This is a genomic window from Siminovitchia sp. FSL H7-0308 (assembly GCF_037980985.1).
Lineage (GTDB): Bacteria > Bacillota > Bacilli > Bacillales > Bacillaceae_C > Siminovitchia > Siminovitchia thermophila.
Genome location: NZ_CP150282.1, coordinates 1,432,302 through 1,450,205, shown reverse-complemented (window position 1 = coordinate 1,450,205; position 17,904 = coordinate 1,432,302). Strand labels below are relative to the sequence as shown.

The following is a 17,904-nucleotide window of genomic DNA, read 5'->3' as shown; positions in this document are numbered from 1 at the left end:
TCATGAAATGACCTGTCTTCATTGTACATGATTTCGACTTGGAATCAAATGGATTTTATCCAATCCGTGACAAAAGATAAGGCCTCATCCAATTGACCGGGGTTTTTGCCTCCAGCTTGAGCCATATCGGGACGGCCGCCGCCTCCACCGCCGCAACGTGAAGCGACTTCTTTGACAAGTTTCCCCGCATGATATTTTTTTGTCAAATCTTTTGTAACGGCGGCAACGATATTTACTTTATCATTTTGTGCAGATCCGAGTACAACAATACCTGAACCAAGCTGTTGTTTCAAATCGTCTGCCATACTTCTTAACGCGTTCATATCGGCGCCTTGAACTTTGCTGGCGATCACTTGTATGCCATTCACTTCGACTGCCTTGTCCAACAAGCTTCCCGCTTCCAAATGGGCCAATTTATCTGTAAGAGATTCATTTTCCCGCTGAAGCTCCTTAAGGTCATTTAACAGGATTTGGGTTCTTTCGACAGCATTGCCCGGCTTCGTTTTCAGCATGTCGGCAATCATCCGAAGCTTTTGTATCTGCCCGTTCATGTAACGGTAGGCATGTTCACCTGTAACGGCTTCTATTCTCCTGATGCCTGCGCCAATGCCGCTTTCAACAACGATTTTAAAGAGCCCGATTTCGGCTGTATTCGATACGTGACAGCCACCGCATAATTCCAGGCTTTCTCCCGCCTGCACAACCCGGACCGTATCTCCGTATTTTTCTCCAAAAAGAGCCATTGCTCCCATCTTCTTCGCTTCTTCCAGACTTTTATATGAAATATGAACAGGGTCATTTGTCCAAATGTTTTCATTCACGAGCGTTTCAACTTTTTCAAGTTCCTCTTCCGTAACGGCTCCAAAATGCGAGAAGTCAAAGCGTAGGCGGTCAGGTCCCACATAAGATCCCGCCTGATTGACATGTTTGCCTAGGACATCTTTCAATGCCTTATGCAACAGATGGGTGGCGGTATGATTTTTAATCACTTGCCGTCTCATCTGCTCATCAATGACAGCCAGCACTTCCAAGCCTTTTTGAAGCGTTCCTTCTTCTATGACACCGGTATGAAGATGTTGTCCGTTTGGCGCTTTTTTGACCTCCGATACTTTTACTTTCAGGCCTTCTCCGACGACTATTCCTTCATCGGCAATTTGTCCGCCGCTTTCCGCATAAAATGGTGTTTTTGTTAAAATAAATTGTACAGTTTCCCCCGCACGAGCTTCCTCTACAAGTTCGCCTTCTTTTACAATTGCTTCAACGTTCGTTTTCACTTGAAGCGTATCGTAGCCGACAAACTCGCTTGCTACCTTCAGTTCACCAAGAACTCCTGATTGAACCTGCATGGATTCTGCTTCCTGCCGGGCTGAACGGGCCCTTTCCCTTTGCTCAGCCATTGCCTTTTCAAACCCTTCATGGTCCACCTTCATTTTCTCTTCTTCTGCATACTCTTCCGTTAGTTCCACTGGAAATCCGTAAGTGTCATATAATCTAAACACTTCTTCTCCCGGTATCGTGTCTTTTCCTTCCGCTTTTGCTCTTTGAATGAGTGAGGAAAATATCTCCAATCCTTCGTTTAACGTTTCGTGGAAACGTTCCTCCTCGTTCTGGATGACGCGTTGAATGAACTCCGTATTTTGTAACACATCCGGATAATAATCTTTCATGATGTCGCCGACAATGGGTACGAGCTTGTACATAAAAGGCTTATCAATATTGATTTCCTTTCCGTATCGGACTGCCCTTCGGAGCAGCCTTCTCAACACATATCCCCTTCCCTCATTTGAAGGAAGCGCGCCATCGGAAACAGCAAAAACAACTGTTCTGACATGGTCCGAAATGACTTTAAAAGCGGTGTCCTTATCTTTTTCCTTCCCATACGCCTGTCCGGATAGCTTTTCGGTTTCCCGAATAATTGGGATAAATAAGTCTGTATCAAAGTTGGTCGGCACATTTTGAACAACGGACACGATGCGCTCCAAGCCCATCCCCGTATCAATATTTTTTTTCGGAAGCGGTGTATAGGTGCCATCAGGGTTGTGGTTGAATTGGGAAAAAACCAAATTCCAAATCTCCAGATAGCGCTCATTCTCCCCTCCTGGATATAATTCAGGATCATTTGGATCATCTCCATATTCTGGTCCACGGTCATAAAAAATCTCAGAGTTCGGACCGCTTGGTCCTTCTCCAATATCCCAGAAGTTTTCTTTCAAGCGAATGATCCTTTCCTTTGGAAGTCCGACATGTTTGTTCCAAATCTCAAAAGCCTCATCATCTTCCGGGTGAATGGTCACTGACAATTTTTCATCTTCAAAACCGATCCATTTTTCACTCGTTAAAAATTCCCAGGCCCATTCGATCGCTTCTTTTTTAAAGTAATCGCCAATCGAGAAGTTGCCCAGCATTTCAAAAAAGGTGTGGTGTCTGGCTGTTTTTCCGACATTTTCAATATCATTCGTTCGAATGGACTTTTGGGCATTGACAATTCGCGGATTTTCGGGGATTTCCCTGCCATCAAAATATTTTTTCAATGTGGCTACCCCACTATTAATCCACAGTAAAGAAGGATCATCGTGGGGGATAAGTGAAGCGCTAGGCTCCACTTTATGTCCTTTCTCTTGGAAAAAATCAAGGAACATTTGTCTTATTTGCGACCCGGTCAACGTTTTCATGTTAATACCTCCAAATTATTTTCATAAAAAATAAAAAAACTTCTCCCCATACAGGGGCGAAGCTTCGTCACGGTACCACCCTGATTATCAAACCAATTCACTTGTTTGACATCTCTTGGTACCTTAACGCGGTTTACGGCAGTGATTAGCTGCTCTCGGGATTGGCTCATTGTCGCCCTTCATCTGGAATTTCTTTCAGCCTCGGAAATTCCTCTCTTACGCAGATTTCAACCTGCTCAGATGGTCAGCAACAAGAATGGATCCCTCATTGATTTTTCATTTTGATTGTTACAGAAATTATAGAGAATGGAAGATCGATTTGTCAATTCTAAGTTGATCTTGAATGGATAAGATAATCGCGGGTATGAATGATCGCCACTTTTAACACGGCCAACAACGGCACAGCAAGAAGCATACCCCATAGCCCGCCCGCTTCACCGCCGATAATGAGCGCGGCAATAATAAAAAGTGGATGAATATTGATTGATTTACCAACAATATACGGCGATAAAACATTCCCCTCCAAGAATTGCAGCAACATGACGATTCCCAAGGCAAACGCCGCTTGTTTGATTGATGACATGAGTGCAATGGCCAAGACGGGCACCGCTCCGATCACTGCTCCAAAATAGGGAATAATGTTTGTAAAAGCAATGATTAAACCGAGCATAATGGGATAATCAAGGCCTATCAACCAAAACAGGAGACTGGAAATGATCCCAAGGATAAAACAGACAAGCAATTGTCCGCGTATATATCCTCCAAGTGACACATTTACCGCCGACAAAAATACCTGGGCATTATTCCGCCACTTCTTAGGAGTCATATACCATGCCGCTTTTTTGACAAGTTCCAAATCTTTCAGAAAATAAAACGAAATAAAAGGAATCACAGCCAAAACGATCACGTAGTTGACGAGGCCCACAACCGAGGAAATGGCCTTCTCCATAAATTGGCCAATCCAAACTTCAAAGCTGTCCACCCGCTCCATTAATTCACTTTTCATCCCGTCAGGCCAACGCGAGGTTGAAGCATCCAACTCTCTGATTAAGCTTTTATAGTAATCCACAAGCTCGGGCACATGTTCGGAAAAGTGTCGCATCTGTCCTATTAATACCGGAATTCCCAAATAAAGGCCATAGCCGATCCCCCCAAAAAATAAAATATAGATGAAGCTAATGGCCACAGCCCGGTTCATTCCAAGGAGCTCCAGTTTCCCGACTATCGGATAAAGCAAATAAGCAATAAATCCCCCGGCCACAAAAGGGAGCATCCCAATACACAACACGGTCAGCAAAGGCTTCCACAGCGGTTTGATGAGCAGGAAAAAATAAAGCAGAACAAAGATGATCAAGATGATGCCGAATTGGTATAATAAGCGAGTTCTTGGTTCCCTCAACGAATGTCCCTCCCTAATAATAGTTTTTCGACTTTGGCCAATTCTAACCATCATGTCGAAAAAAGGAGGAAGGATAAGGAAAGCCGGAGCGGACAAACTTAAAAAAGAACAAGATTATTGCGAGGAGCCGTCCCAGGCACCTTCATTCTTTTAAAGCATTGCGGCATGGTCAAGGAGCAACTTTATCTTTAGAATATGCTTCAAGCTGGTGGCCCGTCCACACTAGAATCATTACACCGTTTTTCTTCATGTGGATGAAACAGGGACTGGGACATAAACAAATACGAAATAGCAAAAAATTATTTGTGTTAAAAATCCCTCTCAACTTAGCCCTCCTAGCTAGTAGGCAAGCTGATTTGGCAATACCATATCCCTTTTCCGACCTCCTGGCCACTGATCCCATTCACAACACCATAAGTTATGTAACGAAAAGAAGGCTGCCGTTTTCGGCAGCCTCTAAATCAACTTTCGTTGCTGTTCATCGAACAAATCATCTAAAGAACTTAAAGATCCGTCTTCTTCCACCTGGTGAGTATATATCATTTGCTTTCCAATGGACAGCTCGATGAAACAGTTCCAGCAATAATACTGGTTCACACCAATTTTACCCAGGTCCTTGCTCTGGCAGTTTGGACATTTCATCATGGGCTTTTCCACCTCGTCGATTTTTTACCGACACGATCATGGCGTCCTTTCCGATTTTTGGAGGGTGTGACGTGCGAATGACACGCTTTCCCTCTGTAATATCCGAAAAAAAGCCATCTGTCAGTTCGTATCCAACGATTGTGCCCACTTCTTCCATAAAATATACATCATCCAGAAGACCAAGTTTGTCACCTTGCTGGGATAAGGTATTTTTTTTGGCTAATGGCTGATTATGGTGCATCGTATATTCATCATGGAGCTCATAATATTTCACCAGGCTGTTTTTACTGTCGATCATGACCCCGTCATTGCCAAACGACGTAACAGATTGGATGGGAAGCCGGTACTTTTTTCCGATCAAACCTTTGCCAAGCAGCAAAAGATCTGTTACCAATCCGTCTTCTCCGATACAAATGTCGCAAACTTCCCCAATCAGCTCCCCGCCATTGTCAAACACCGGCTTTCCTTTTAACAAAGAAAATGTTCGCAAAGTAAACCCGCCTTTCCGAACATTTATATTGTCTGCCGATTAAAGAAAATCATAAGGCGTAACATTTTCCATGCCGATCATGGGATCAACCATAAAAAGCTTCTCTTCAAAAGACAAATCCGCTTGTTCTATTGTTTTATCTTTATCCACCGGCAAGCTGGCGGAAGCCGCCAATTTTTCATACAAAGTCGTTTGTCTCTTCTGATCATCCACCCTCGAAATGCCCATGCGAAAAGCTTCTTCCTCTCCGCACAAAATCAGAAATTCTTTGCTTCGGGTAATCGCTGTATATAATAAATTCCTTCGCAACATGCGATAATAACTTTTGACGACAGGAAGGATGACAATGGGAAATTCGCTTCCTTGCGATTTATGGATGGAACAGCAAAAAGCATGGGTGATTTGGTTAAAGTCCTGGCGATAATACGTGACTTCTGTTCCTTCAAAAGAAACGATCATCATATCCTGCTTCTCTACGTTTTCTCTTGCGTATAAAATCGAAATAATTTCCCCGATATCTCCGTTAAACACATTTTTCTCCGGTTGATTAACAAGTTGAAGCACCTTGTCGCCAATCCGGTATGAAACATCCCCAAATGTGACTTCTTTTCGTTTATTGCCGCTTCCTTTCGGATTAAGGACATTTTGCAAAATTTTGTTCAAATGGTCAATCCCAGCAGGTCCGCGGTACATTGGTGCGAGCACTTGAATATCTTTGGCCGCATAACCTTTTCTGACTGCGCTCCGAACAACTTTTTCGACAACCTCACTAATTTGAGTTCCTTGGCATTTGATAAAAGAACGGTCTGCCTGCGGTTCAGTGATCTTCTCCGGAATGTTTCCCTTTTTGATCGTATGGGCCAGTTCAATAATCGAGGAGCCGTCGGCTTGCCGATAAATGTCAGTAAGCTCCACTGTCGGAATGATGTTAGACTTCAATAAGTCCGTAAGAACTTGTCCCGGCCCGACGGACGGAAGCTGATCCTCATCTCCCACAAGGATGACTTGAATATCTTCCGGAAGTGCTTTAAAAAGTTGATGGGCAAGCCACGTGTCGACCATGGACATTTCATCAATGATGACGATTTTTCCTTCTATTTCCCGATCCCCGTCAGCATCCATATTTTCCTGCCCAGTCATACCGAGAAGACGGTGAATTGTTACGGCAGGAAGCCCGGTTGATTCTGCCATTCTTTTGGCGGCTCGTCCTGTCGGGGCGGCTAATACGAACGGAAAGGGTTGGTCTTTATAAGCGTGTATATCAAGCGAACACCCATGAAGCTCGGCATATAATTCCACAATCCCTTTTATGACCGTTGTTTTTCCCGTACCAGGTCCCCCGGTTAATATCATAAGCGGACTTGTCAGCGCCGTTTGAATAGCCTCTTTTTGAGATGGCGCATACTGGATGCCCAGTCTGTCCTCCAACTTGCCCAACGCCATTAAAAATTCCGACTCCGGAAATTGTTCCGCATACTGATTTTGCTCAAGCAAGCGTTCGATATTTGTTATGATCCCTCTTTCGGAAAAATAAAGGGAAGGAATATATACCCGCTTTTCTTCACCAATGATTTTCCCTTCTTCTTCAAGCTGTATGAAGCACTGGCTAATCATGTCATATGGAATTTCCACGGGTTGGCTGTCTTCCAATAGCTTCTTAACCTTTATCAGAAGCTCTTCCGCCTCTAAATAAACATGGCCGTTTTGCAGACAATCTTGCTCTAACGCATAAAGACACGCGGCCTTAATCCGGTCGGGGTGGACTCCATCAATGCCTATTTGCATCCCGAGTTCATCCGCCCGGCCAAACCCGATCCCCTCCACATCTGCAATCAATTGATACGGATTTGTCTCAATAATGTCCAGTGCATTTTCTTTATATGCTTGGTAAATTTTCATGGACAACTGTGGTCCAAAACCATGTTGATTGAGCCCGATCATAATTTGTTCCAATTCTTGATGTTCCAGGAGAGCGTCGTACAAATCTTTAGCCGTATCAGAAGCCAATCTCGGGATGGTTTCCAGTACGGACGGTTCTGCCAAAATGCGGCTAATTGCGTTTTCGCCAAGTGTTTCAACGATACGTTCGGCCGTTTTTTTACCGATCCCTTTAAAAAGGTCGCTTGAAAGATAGGCAACAAGTCCTTGCTTTGTTTGCGGAATTTCCTTTTTAAAATGCTTTGCATGAAACTGAAGACCAAATTTAGGGTGTTCTTTTAGGTTACCGTAAAAAAGATATGTCTCCTGTTCATGAATTTTAGGGAAATAACCCGTCACAACGGCTTCTTTTTCTTCATATGCGACGTTTGTTTCTTCCACCCGAATTCTGATAACGGAATAAAAGTTCGCCTCATTATGGAAAATAGTGACTAAATGGCGCCCCTTTATAAAATGTTCTTCATCCGTCCTTAAATCGAGAGAATTCTGTTGGTTCATGGCGATCTCCCTTTCGTTCAAGGGTACTCTTATTGTTCCAAGGCTTGCTGAACGACTTTTTTGGCGTTCGCGGCAAGAAGGTGATCCGGCTGAATGGAAAGTGCCTGTTCAAAACATTCCATCGCCTTGTCCGCATCATTCAAATGTCCTGCATAGGCCACACCCAGATTATAAAAAGCATCGGCATGATTCGGATCAAGTTCTATTACAGTTTTTAACTGGTTAATTGCTTCTTCCAGTACGCCCGCTCGGGCCAAAGCAAGTCCATATTGAAAAATTGCCTCTGGATCTTTCCTGTCCAACTCCACACTTCTTTGCAAGTAAGGAAGTGAAAGCTCGCTTCTCCCCATATTCACAAAGCACATTCCGAGCATATAGTGCACATCGTTGGACTCTTGTCCAAGAGAGATGGCTTTTTGAAACATATTCGCAGCTTCCCGGTATTTCTCCTGCTTAAAATATAAATTCCCAAAACAGTAATACACCGCAAATGCTTGTTCATCGAGTTCAACAGCCCGTTTTAAAAATTGTTCTGCCCGCGCAAACTCGTTCAACGATAGAAGAACGTTGGCAAAATTAACGTAAGCCACAGCATTCTTGGGATTTTCCTCTATAGCTTCTGTAAACATTTGAACCGCTTTTTCAAGCTTCCCTTCCTGTAAGTACTCAATGCCCTTTATATTTTTATCCATAGGTCACACTCCAAGCGTTTACAATCTTCATAAAGTGATGTACCCCTGTCACTTTGCTGACAGGGGTTTTTCAATCAGCCCACATACGTAAGCTGGCGATCGTTCCGATAAATCTTATCAATCGTTCCACCGCCCAGACACACTTCCCCATCATAAAAAACGACGGCCTGTCCAGGAGTTACAGCCCTTACCGGTTTTTCAAATAGCACTTTTGCCTCCTCGCCCGGCAAACGGACTACGGTTACATGTTCATCCGGCTGGCGGTAACGGAATTTAGCCGTGCAAGAAAATTCCCCGGGCTTTTCAATGTCGGATATCCAATTGACATCAACGGCCAAAATGGCATCCGAATATAATGCGGGATGATGAAAGCCTTGTTCAACGTATAGCACATTCCGTTTTAAGTCCTTACCTACGACAAACCATGGGTCGCCCGCGCCTCCGATGCCTAATCCGTGTCTTTGCCCGATTGTATAATACATTAAACCGTCATGGGTGCCGACCTTTTTACCATCCAATGTTTCCATATTTCCTTTTTGAGCGGGGAGGTAACCGCTAAGGAATTCTTTAAAGTTCCGCTCACCGATAAAGCAGATGCCGGTACTGTCTTTTTTTTCAGCGGTGGCCAAACCAGCTTTTTTGGCCATTTCTCTTACTTCTTTTTTATTCAGCCCGCCTAGTGGAAACATGACTTTTTGCAATTGTTGTTGGCTGAGCTGGTTCAGAAAATAGGTTTGATCTTTATTTTGGTCAATTCCCCTAAGCATGACGACTTCATCGCCCCTGCGCTCTACCCGGGCATAATGTCCGGTTGACAAATAATCTGCCCCTAGTTTCAGGGCGTGATCCAAAAAGGCTTTAAATTTAATTTCCTTGTTGCACATGACGTCCGGATTAGGTGTCCGGCCCGCCTTATATTCATCAAGAAAATAAGTAAATACTTTATCCCAATATTGTTTTTCAAAATTCACTGCATAATACGGGATGCCGATTTGATTGGCAACCCTGATGACGTCGTTGTAATCCTCCGTCGCGGTACATACGCCAAATTCATCGGTGTCGTCCCAATTCTTCATAAAAACACCAATGACATCATAACCTTGCTCTTTTAACAAAAGCGCCGCTACCGATGAGTCGACACCACCTGACATACCGACGACGACGCGTGTATCTTCCGGCGCTTTATTCATTCTAATACTTCCTTTCAATCAGAAAGAAGCTTGCGGACGATTTCCGCTGTTTTTTCGGCCGCTTCTTTCACTTGTTCTACCGTGTTTCCCAGTCCAAAACTAAATCGAACTGAATTATTGACTCTATCACTTTCCTTGCCAAACATGGCTGTAAGCACATGGGACGGGTCAAGCGTCCCGGCTGTGCACGCTGATCCACTTGAAGCGGCGATGCCTGCTAAATCAAGATTTACCAGAAGCGGCTCGACATCCGTTCCTGGAAAGCTGACATTCAAAACATGTGGTACGGACTGTTCCAAAGATCCATTAATGAAAAAATCGATCCCTTTCACTTTGAAGGTTTCCACAAAACTGTCCTTCAAATGTCTGTAATGAGCAATTCTTTCATTCAAAGAATGACCAGCAATCTTAGCGGCCTCGGCAAACCCGGCAATAGAAACCAGATTTTCCGTGCCAGGGCGTTTTTTTTGCTCCTGTTCTCCTCCATATTGCCTCGGAATCAAGCGGCTTCCCGATTTTACATACAGAAAACCGACGCCCTTCGGCCCGTTGATTTTATGGGAAGATGCTGATAAAAAATCTACTTGAAGTTCGTTTACATTGAGCTTTTCCGTCCCATAAGCCTGTACAGCATCCGTATGAAAATATGCTTGATGGCCAGAAAGGATCGCTCCGATTTCTTTTATCGGCTGAATAGTTCCCACTTCGTTATTGGCAAACATGATCGTGACTAATATGGTGTCATCACGAAGCGCTTTTTTAACATCTTCAGGGTGGATCATCCCGTTTATATCGGGATCAAGATAAGTGACGTCAAATCCTTCACGTTCCAAAAACTTACAGGCATCGAGTACAGCATGGTGCTCAAACGATGTTGTAATAATGTGCTGTCCTTTTTCCCGGTTTGCCAATGCCGCACCTAAAACAGCCAAGTTGTCGGATTCTGTACCGCCGCTTGTAAAGATGATTTCTTTCACATTCGCGCTAATTGTTTGCGCGATCACCATTCTCGCTTCATCCAAAATACGACGCGCTTCCCTTCCCGGTGTATGGATGCTTGATGGATTTCCGTACACATCTTTCATCAGTGTGAACATCTTCTCTGCCGCTTCGGGATGGACAGGCGTCGTTGCCGCATGGTCCAAATAGATCATTTTATTCATTCGCTCTCACCAGTTTCAATATTAAATATAAAACATATAAGGCTGTACATCGTTATCTTCTCGATGATTTGCCAAATCTTCCACCGTTGTGTGGTCAAGCACATCTTTGACCGCATCCCGGATCCTTATCCATAGTTCTCTTTTGGCCGGCTCCTCATCCTCTATGCCTTCAACCGGGCTGATAGGCCCCTCCAGCACTCTGATAATGTCTCCGGCCGTTATTTCTGACGGTTCCTTGGCGAGTATATAGCCTCCATAAGCTCCTCTGACGCTCTTTACCAGTCCCGCATTCCGAAGCGGGCCCGCCAACTGTTCTAAATAGTGTTCTGAAAGATTATGGGCCTGGGCGATCGATTTTAAAGAAATCGGCCCTTGGCCGAATTTTTTGGCGAGTTCGATCATAATCGTTAATCCGTAACGCCCTTTTGTCGATATTTTCATAAACTTGCACCTCGTTTTATTTCTTCCATCATTTGTATTTCTGATTTTTTATATACCCATTTGTTTGTCAGTGTACGACATTGCGGCAAAGCAATACCAATAAATGTCCCGACAGCCAAACTGAAAACGATCGTACCAATAAACACGGGTCCACCCAGCAGCCAGCCCATGATTAAAACGACGACTTCCATAAAGCGTCTCGCGTTGGATACTTTCCATTTCGTTTTGGCCGTAAGAGCGAGCATAAAACTATCCCTTGGGCCAGCCCCGAGTTCAGCAGATAAGTACATCCCCATCCCGTAGGAGTAAATGATCATTCCCACAATGAACATGATGATTTTTCCCATCCAGCCTTGTGGCTCTGTTAAAAAAGGAAGCATCATCAACATATCAATATAAAGACCAACGAGAATCATATTTAAATAAGCCCCAAGCTTGGGCCACTCACGCATCATGATTCCAGAGGCTCCTAAAATCGCAAATCCCACAATAACGCTCCACGTTCCAATCGAAAGCCCCAATTGATAATAGAGGCCGACATGAAGCACGTCCCACGGTGAAGCTCCAAAGTCGGACACAATGATTAGTACGATCCCTAACGACATAATGAGAAGTCCGAACGTAAAAATGAAAAAACGGGCGAGCAGATGATCTGATTTACGCATATACCGAAACCCCTTTGCATTGCTCCATTATATCATAACCAATATTCAATATGCATATTTGGCGGTGATTTGATATGATAGAAATATCGAAAACAGAACGGGAGTTTGGAGTGGATAATATGAGTACACAGCCATTGGCCTTTCGAATGAGGCCTCGTGAAATCACAGAGGTAATCGGACAAGAACATCTTGTCGGCGAAGGAAAGATCATCGCCAGAATGGTAAAGGCAAAACAGTTGTCCTCCATGATTTTATATGGCCCGCCCGGGATCGGTAAAACATCAATTGCCAATGCGATTGCCGGAAGCACCAAGTATGCGTTCCGATCCCTAAACGCCGTTACAAATAACAAAAAAGATATGGAAATCGTTGCGGCCGAAGCGAAAATGAGCGGAAAAGTCATTTTGCTTCTTGATGAAGTGCACCGCTTGGATAAAGCAAAACAAGATTTTCTTTTGCCATATCTCGAAAATGGCATGATCATACTAATTGGCGCAACAACAAGCAATCCATATCATGCGATTAATCCGGCCATCAGAAGCCGTTGCCAAATCTTTGAGCTTTTTCCTTTAACAGAACAGGATATGAAGAAAGCATTGCATCAGGCGCTTCATGACAAAGAGCGAGGACTCGGCCAATATGATATTTCCGTGAATGATGATGCCTTGAATCACTTTGCCGCCGCCTGCAACGGTGATGCAAGAAGTGCCTTGAATGCACTCGAGCTTGCCGTTCTTTCGACGGAGCCTTCCAACGACGGCGTCATCCATATCACACGCGAAATCGCTGAGGAATGCCTTCAGAAAAAAAGCCTTGCCCATGATAAAAATGGCGATGCTCACTATGATGTTTTAAGTGCTTTGCAAAAATCAATTCGGGGAAGTGACACAAATGCCGCCCTGCATTATTTGGGCAGATTGATCGAAGCGGGTGATTTGCCGAGCATTTCCAGAAGGCTCCTTGTCATTGCCTATGAGGACATCGGCCTTGCCAGCCCCCAAGCGGGCCAGAGGACATTGGCTGCTATTATGACGGCCGAAAAAATCGGCTTCCCCGAGGCGAGAATCCCGCTCGCCAATGCAGTAATTGAATTATGCCTATCCCCTAAATCAAATTCCGCCTACAAAGCTATTGATGAAGCTTTGCAAGATATTCGGACGGGAAAAAGCGGTGAAGTGCCGCTTCACCTGAAAGACGCCCATTATAAAGGGGCGAAAGCTTTGGGACGGGGTCTGGATTATAAATATCCGCACGATTACGAATCGGGCTGGGTAAAACAGCAATATTTGCCGGACAAACTAATGAATAAAACATACTATAAGCCAAAAAAGACAGGAAAGTTTGAACAAACTCTCGCGACCATATATGAAAAAATTAATAAAGCCTAAACGGGACGCTGTTGCTTGACGTCCCGTTTCATTTTTTTATTTTTACCCATCATGAACCCGATGAATGTGAATGTCCTTTAATAATTGCCGGACAACGTAACTGGCCATGATTAACCCTACTGTCGACGGTACGAACGCATTGGAAGAAGGGGGCATTTTAGCTTTTCGAATATCTGATTGCTCATTGCCTACCTCCTCAAGTACCTCTTCCCGTGCTACGATGGGACTTTCATCAGAAAAGACGACCGGGATCCCTTTTTGAATCCCTTCTTTTCTAAGCCTTGTCCGAATGACCTTTGCAATCGGGTCCGTATGTGTGTCTGAAATATCCTTAATCATAAATCTTGTTGGGTCCATCTTATTCGCCGCACCCATACTGGAAATCATAGGCACATTCCTCTTTAGGCACTCTTTCATTAAATGGATTTTATAAGAAATTGTATCTGAAGCATCTACAACAAAATCTAATGGCTGCTGAAAAAATTTTTCATACGTTTCTTCCGTGTAAAACATATTTAAGGCGATAACTTCACATTCAGGATTGATATCTTTAATCCGCTCTTTCATTAATTCTGCCTTGGACTGCCCCACCGTTGATAAAAGAGCAATAATTTGCCTGTTTACATTCGTAATATCCACAACATCTTTATCAACCAAAATTAATTTCCCCACGCCGGACCGTGCCAACGCTTCTGCTGAAAAAGACCCTACCCCGCCAATTCCCAAAACGGCAACGGAACTGTTTTTTAAAATATCAAGCCCCTCTTTGCCGATGGCCAATTCATTACGGGAAAACTGGTGCAACATCATCATCAACTCCAATTGTATAGAACTCGGAATAAGAATAATGGAAAATCGGTTTGCTGGCAAGAAAATGAGAAGACGGTATTGATTCAAAACAAAAAAGCCCGTCTGTCTATATGGGCTAGATGTATTATTTCCAAAAAATCTGTTGAACCAAACTAATCTCCTTTAACCCTTTCCCGCGTCTGAATGCCGCCCCCGCTAGCGGCTGGGAAATTGCCTATTATTCTCTGCAATAAAAAACAACCGGCAAGGCTTCTTACCGGTTGCTGATCTTTTTCCATATAAAACGAAAAGTCCCAATCGTGCCGTCTTTGAATCCTTTGTTTTGAACCCGCTCTCGGCAGGTGGGTGCCCTGTTCCAGGCTTCAAGCTTCCTTTTCACAAAGGCTTGCCATCAGCCGGGAAACGCCAGGCTCCCGTATTTAAAACTTGTCGGTCAAAACGATAAGGTATGGAGACGAACACATCAGGACTTTCCTTGTTGAATAAATACTAACACAGGGCTTTAAATATATCAATTAAAAACAAATGGGAAATGTGTCATCTTCTAGTCCGAAACCTGTTTTTTCACAAGCCATAAAATCAATCCTGGCTGGACATTCCCTTCATTGCGTTCTGTTCTCTTTTCGTTTCAAGCTCTTGAATGGCATGCTGATCCAACTGCAAATGCAACTCTGCCAACTGATCACCGCTTACCTCATCTGGTGCTTTCATGAGCAAGTCGCTGGCGCTGGCCGTTTTTGGAAAAGCAATCGTATCACGAAGGCTGGCCCGACTAGCAAGCACCATTACCATCCGGTCAAGACCAAGGGCAACACCACCGTGCGGGGGTGTTCCATACTCAAATGCTTCCAACAAAAAGCCAAACTGCTCTTTTGCCTCTTCATCTGTAAAACCGAGCACTTTGAACATTTTTTCTTGTACATCCCGTTCAAAAATCCGCAAAGAGCCTCCGCCCAGCTCATATCCGTTTAATACGAGGTCATAAGCATGGGCGCGAACTCGGGCTGGATCTGTTTCCAAAAGAGGCAAATCTTCCCGTACAGGCATTGTAAACGGGTGGTGTGCGGCTGTATAACGCTTTTCATCTTCGTTATACTCTAGGAGCGGCCAATCCGTTACCCATAGAAAATTGAATTTCGTTTCATCAATGAGATTCAATTCTTTGCCCAATTTCAATCTAAGAGCACCGAGTGAATCAGCTACAATGTCGCGTGTATCCGCCACATACAGAATTAAATCTCCGACTTCAGCTTGAAGCGCAGCCGTCAATTGTCCCGAAATATCTTCGTCAAAAAACTTGGCGATTGGACCCTTTATCCCGTCGTCTTCCACTTTCATCCACGCGAGCCCTTTAGCCCCGTATCTGCCTGCGTATTCTCCGAGCGCATCAATATCTTTTCTGGAATACTTTTCGGCACCGCCTTTGACGACGATTGCTTTTACTTGTCCTCCTTTTTGCACTGCACCGGCAAACACTTTAAAATCGGAGTGTTTGACGATCTCCGAGACATCGGTCAACTCCATGTCAAACCGTGTATCCGGTTTGTCCGAACCGAATCGCGCCATCGCGTCGTCATACGAAATTGTTGGAAATGGGGTGGAAACGTCGATTCCCTTTGCCTTTTTCATTACCTGGACCATCATTTTTTCAACCATGGCCATAATCTCATGCTGATCCTTAAAACTTGTTTCGATGTCCACCTGCGTAAACTCCGGCTGACGATCTGCCCTTAAATCCTCATCCCGAAAACAGCGGGCAATTTGATAATATTTATCAAATCCACTTACCATCAACAGTTGTTTAAAGATTTGCGGTGACTGGGGCAGCGCATAAAATTCTCCTGGATGAACTCTGCTTGGAACAAGGTAATCCCTTGCACCTTCTGGTGTGCTTTTTGTCAACAACGGTGTCTCGATTTCCAGGAAGCCTTCATCATTTAAAAAGCCGCGGATTGTATTGGTCACATCATGGCGCAATTTAAGTACGTCAAACATTTCCGGACGACGCAAATCCAAATAGCGGTACCGCAGGCGAATATCTTCTGCAGCTTCCGTATTGTCTTCAATCATGAACGGAGGGGTCTTCGCCTTGTTGATGATGGTCACTTCTTTGACAATGACCTCGATTGTTCCTGTCTTGATTTTAGGATTAAATGTGCTTTCTTCCCTTTTTACGACCGTCCCTTTTACATCAATAACATATTCATTGCGGATCGTCTCAGCTATATGTAAAGCTTCTTCTGAAGTTTCCGGGTTAAATACGATTTGTACGATTCCCGTCCGGTCACGCAGGTCTATAAAAATGAGTCCCCCCAAATCGCGGCGCCTTTGAACCCATCCTTTTAAAACAACGGATTCTCCAATCGCGCTTTCTTCTATTTCCCCGCAATAATGCGTTCTCCCATACATACCAATGATCCTCCTTGTTAAATACCAGATTTCAATTGTTCAACCATATTTTCAAGCTCCACACTTGTTTGCTCACCAGTTTCCAAGTGCTTCAGGAGCGCTTTTCCCTCTTTTAATTCATCTTCACCAATAATGACGGCATATTTGGCGTGAAGTCGCTCGGCCGCCTTAAATTGGGCTTTTAATTTTCGGCCCATATAATCTTTTTCTGCCGAAAAACCAGCGCGGCGTAATTGCTGTAAAAGCGGGACAGCATACTCCTCCGCTTCTTCCCCGAGAGCGATGATAAAATAATCAATGGACTCCTCTTGCGGGAGGGCAACACCTTCAGCATCCAAGGCACTTAAAAGCCGCTCCACACTCAAAGCGAAACCGATCCCCGGCTTGTCAGGACCCCCGACTTCCTCTACAAGCCCGTCATATCTTCCGCCGCCGCATAAAGTCGTAATGGCACCGAACCCTTCCGCTTCACTCATAATTTCAAAAGCCGTATGGTTATAATAATCCAATCCTCTAACAAGGTTGGGATCCACGACAAAGTCAATTCCCATCCCTTTGAGCAGCTTTTTCACTTTCTCGAAATATTCGGATGAAGCTTCATTCAAATAATCAAGAATGGAAGGCGCCGTTTGCATCAACTTGTGGCCACGGTCTTTTTTACAATCCAGAATCCGGAGTGGATTCGTTTTAAGCCTTTGCTGGCAGTCTTCGCAAAATTCTCCGATATTCGGTTGAAAATGAGCAACGAGCGCTTCCCGAAGAGCCGACCTGCTTGAACGGTCGCCTAGACTATTGATCACAAGACGAAGTTCTCTCAAGCCCAGATTCCTGTAAAACTCCATCGCAAGCGAAATTACCTCGGCATCTATCGCAGGATCGTCACTGCCAATTGCCTCGATGCCAAACTGGACAAACTGGCGGTAACGTCCGGCTTGTGGTCGCTCATACCGAAACATCGGGCCAATATAATACAATTTAACAGGTTGAATCGTTTGCCCGTACATTTTATTTTCAGCATAAGAGCGGACAACGGCAGCTGTTCCCTCCGGCCTCAATGTCAAGCTCCGGCCTCCTCTGTCCGTGAACGTGTACATCTCTTTTTGCACAATATCTGTTGAATCCCCAACACTTCTTTGGAACAGCTCAGTCTGTTCAAAAATAGGCGTTCGAATTTCTTTGTATTGATACTTTTGGCAAATGTCCCTTGCCGTTTTCTCAATATACTGCCACTTTTCCACTTCTCCCGGAAGTATGTCTTGAGTTCCTCTCGGAATTTGAATACCCAAGCTTACATCCCCCTTTTACAAGTTCATGATTTTTCCTAAATAAAAATAAAAAACCCTCGGTCTCTTGTTTGAACGAAACAAGGGACGAGAGTTGTTTCCCGCGGTGCCACCCTTATAAAAGCAAAATGCTTTCACTTTCACATATAACGCCTGTTGTGCGTCCATCCCCTACTGGGCATTAATGCCGTTCGAAGCGGATTCCTACGGAGTGTCTTTCA

Annotated in this window: 14 protein-coding genes, 1 other RNA gene and 1 other annotated feature (1 of these 16 cut by a window edge); of the genes, 1 reads left to right on the top strand and 14 read right to left on the bottom strand. The window is 44.3% G+C overall.

Annotation, left to right across the window (positions count from 1 at the left end):
- Window positions 1–44: 44 nt before the first annotated feature.
- The 10 genes from alaS to MHB50_RS06720 all read right to left on the bottom strand — a co-directional run bounded on the left by alaS (window position 45) and on the right by MHB50_RS06720 (window position 11,793).
- Window positions 45–2,672, bottom strand: coding sequence for an alanine--tRNA ligase (alaS, locus tag MHB50_RS06765; RefSeq protein ID WP_077110570.1), 2,628 nt, complete (start codon window positions 2,670–2,672; stop codon window positions 45–47).
- Window positions 2,673–3,000: 328 nt separating this feature from the next.
- Window positions 3,001–4,071 (bottom strand): AI-2E family transporter, encoded by a 1,071-nt coding sequence (locus tag MHB50_RS06760; protein WP_077110568.1) that lies wholly within the window; start codon window positions 4,069–4,071, stop codon window positions 3,001–3,003.
- Window positions 4,072–4,527: 456 nt separating this feature from the next.
- Window positions 4,528–4,716: a hypothetical protein gene (locus tag MHB50_RS06755; protein ID WP_077110566.1), complete on the bottom strand. Its 189-nt coding sequence runs from the start codon at window positions 4,714–4,716 to the stop codon at window positions 4,528–4,530.
- Window positions 4,676–5,206 (bottom strand): PRC-barrel domain-containing protein, encoded by a 531-nt coding sequence (locus MHB50_RS06750; RefSeq protein WP_077110564.1) that lies wholly within the window; start codon window positions 5,204–5,206, stop codon window positions 4,676–4,678. Before MHB50_RS06750 ends, MHB50_RS06755 begins: the two co-directional genes overlap by 41 nt.
- A gap of 39 nt (window positions 5,207–5,245) precedes the next feature.
- Window positions 5,246–7,642, bottom strand: coding sequence for an ATP-dependent RecD-like DNA helicase (locus tag MHB50_RS06745; protein WP_077110562.1), 2,397 nt, complete (start codon window positions 7,640–7,642; stop codon window positions 5,246–5,248).
- A gap of 29 nt (window positions 7,643–7,671) precedes the next feature.
- Window positions 7,672–8,334: a tetratricopeptide repeat protein gene (locus MHB50_RS06740; RefSeq protein ID WP_077110560.1), complete on the bottom strand. Its 663-nt coding sequence runs from the start codon at window positions 8,332–8,334 to the stop codon at window positions 7,672–7,674.
- Between the two features lie 74 nt (window positions 8,335–8,408).
- The gene (gene mnmA, locus MHB50_RS06735) at window positions 8,409–9,524 is read right to left on the bottom strand and encodes a tRNA 2-thiouridine(34) synthase MnmA (RefSeq protein ID WP_077110558.1); all 1,116 of its coding nucleotides are present in this window, start codon (window positions 9,522–9,524) and stop codon (window positions 8,409–8,411) included.
- Window positions 9,525–9,538: 14 nt separating this feature from the next.
- Window positions 9,539–10,687 (bottom strand): cysteine desulfurase family protein, encoded by a 1,149-nt coding sequence (locus MHB50_RS06730; RefSeq protein ID WP_077110556.1) that lies wholly within the window; start codon window positions 10,685–10,687, stop codon window positions 9,539–9,541.
- A gap of 21 nt (window positions 10,688–10,708) precedes the next feature.
- The gene (locus tag MHB50_RS06725; protein WP_077110554.1) at window positions 10,709–11,128 is read right to left on the bottom strand and encodes an Rrf2 family transcriptional regulator; all 420 of its coding nucleotides are present in this window, start codon (window positions 11,126–11,128) and stop codon (window positions 10,709–10,711) included.
- Window positions 11,125–11,793: a hypothetical protein gene (locus tag MHB50_RS06720; protein WP_077110552.1), complete on the bottom strand. Its 669-nt coding sequence runs from the start codon at window positions 11,791–11,793 to the stop codon at window positions 11,125–11,127. Before MHB50_RS06720 ends, MHB50_RS06725 begins: the two co-directional genes overlap by 4 nt.
- 119 nt (window positions 11,794–11,912) lie before the next feature.
- Between MHB50_RS06720 and MHB50_RS06715 the strand changes: the two genes are divergently transcribed.
- Window positions 11,913–13,181, top strand: a complete 1,269-nt coding sequence (locus tag MHB50_RS06715; RefSeq protein ID WP_077110718.1) for a replication-associated recombination protein A — start codon at window positions 11,913–11,915, stop codon at window positions 13,179–13,181.
- A gap of 42 nt (window positions 13,182–13,223) precedes the next feature.
- Here the strand turns inward: MHB50_RS06715 and MHB50_RS06710 are convergent, their stop codons facing one another.
- The 4 genes from MHB50_RS06710 to hisS form a co-directional block, all read right to left on the bottom strand.
- Window positions 13,224–13,988, bottom strand: a complete 765-nt coding sequence (locus MHB50_RS06710; RefSeq protein WP_077110550.1) for a tRNA threonylcarbamoyladenosine dehydratase — start codon at window positions 13,986–13,988, stop codon at window positions 13,224–13,226.
- 289 nt (window positions 13,989–14,277) lie between these two features.
- A non-coding RNA gene (ssrS, locus tag MHB50_RS06705) (6S RNA) lies at window positions 14,278–14,464 on the bottom strand.
- A gap of 106 nt (window positions 14,465–14,570) precedes the next feature.
- Window positions 14,571–16,400 carry an aspartate--tRNA ligase gene (gene aspS, locus MHB50_RS06700; protein WP_339162781.1) on the bottom strand — a complete coding sequence of 610 codons (1,830 nt, stop codon included), beginning with the start codon at window positions 16,398–16,400 and terminating at the stop codon, window positions 14,571–14,573.
- A gap of 17 nt (window positions 16,401–16,417) precedes the next feature.
- Entirely contained in the window at window positions 16,418–17,686 is a 1,269-nt protein-coding gene (hisS, locus tag MHB50_RS06695; RefSeq protein WP_077110546.1) for a histidine--tRNA ligase, read from the bottom strand.
- A 77-nt stretch (window positions 17,687–17,763) separates the two neighbouring features.
- Window positions 17,764–17,904 (bottom strand) — a binding site (T-box leader) (it continues 88 nt past the right edge of the window).

Bases quoted from the DNA above. Each gene is read 5' to 3' on its own strand.
- MHB50_RS06745 (WP_077110562.1), bottom strand. From the start codon at position 7,642: ATGAACCAACAGAATTCTCTCGATTTAAGGACGGATGAAGAACATTTT.
- MHB50_RS06710 (WP_077110550.1), bottom strand. From the start codon at position 13,988: ATGTTGCACCAGTTTTCCCGTAATGAATTGGCCATCGGCAAAGAGGGG.
- MHB50_RS06715 (WP_077110718.1), top strand. From the start codon at position 11,913: ATGAGTACACAGCCATTGGCCTTTCGAATGAGGCCTCGTGAAATCACA.
- MHB50_RS06755 (WP_077110566.1), bottom strand. From the start codon at position 4,716: ATGATGAAATGTCCAAACTGCCAGAGCAAGGACCTGGGTAAAATTGGT.
- aspS (WP_339162781.1), bottom strand. From the start codon at position 16,400: ATGTATGGGAGAACGCATTATTGCGGGGAAATAGAAGAAAGCGCGATT.
- MHB50_RS06720 (WP_077110552.1), bottom strand. From the start codon at position 11,793: ATGCGTAAATCAGATCATCTGCTCGCCCGTTTTTTCATTTTTACGTTC.
- alaS (WP_077110570.1), bottom strand. From the start codon at position 2,672: ATGAAAACGTTGACCGGGTCGCAAATAAGACAAATGTTCCTTGATTTT.
- mnmA (WP_077110558.1), bottom strand. From the start codon at position 9,524: ATGAATAAAGCGCCGGAAGATACACGCGTCGTCGTCGGTATGTCAGGT.
- MHB50_RS06740 (WP_077110560.1), bottom strand. From the start codon at position 8,334: ATGGATAAAAATATAAAGGGCATTGAGTACTTACAGGAAGGGAAGCTT.
- MHB50_RS06730 (WP_077110556.1), bottom strand. From the start codon at position 10,687: ATGAATAAAATGATCTATTTGGACCATGCGGCAACGACGCCTGTCCAT.
- MHB50_RS06725 (WP_077110554.1), bottom strand. From the start codon at position 11,128: ATGAAAATATCGACAAAAGGGCGTTACGGATTAACGATTATGATCGAA.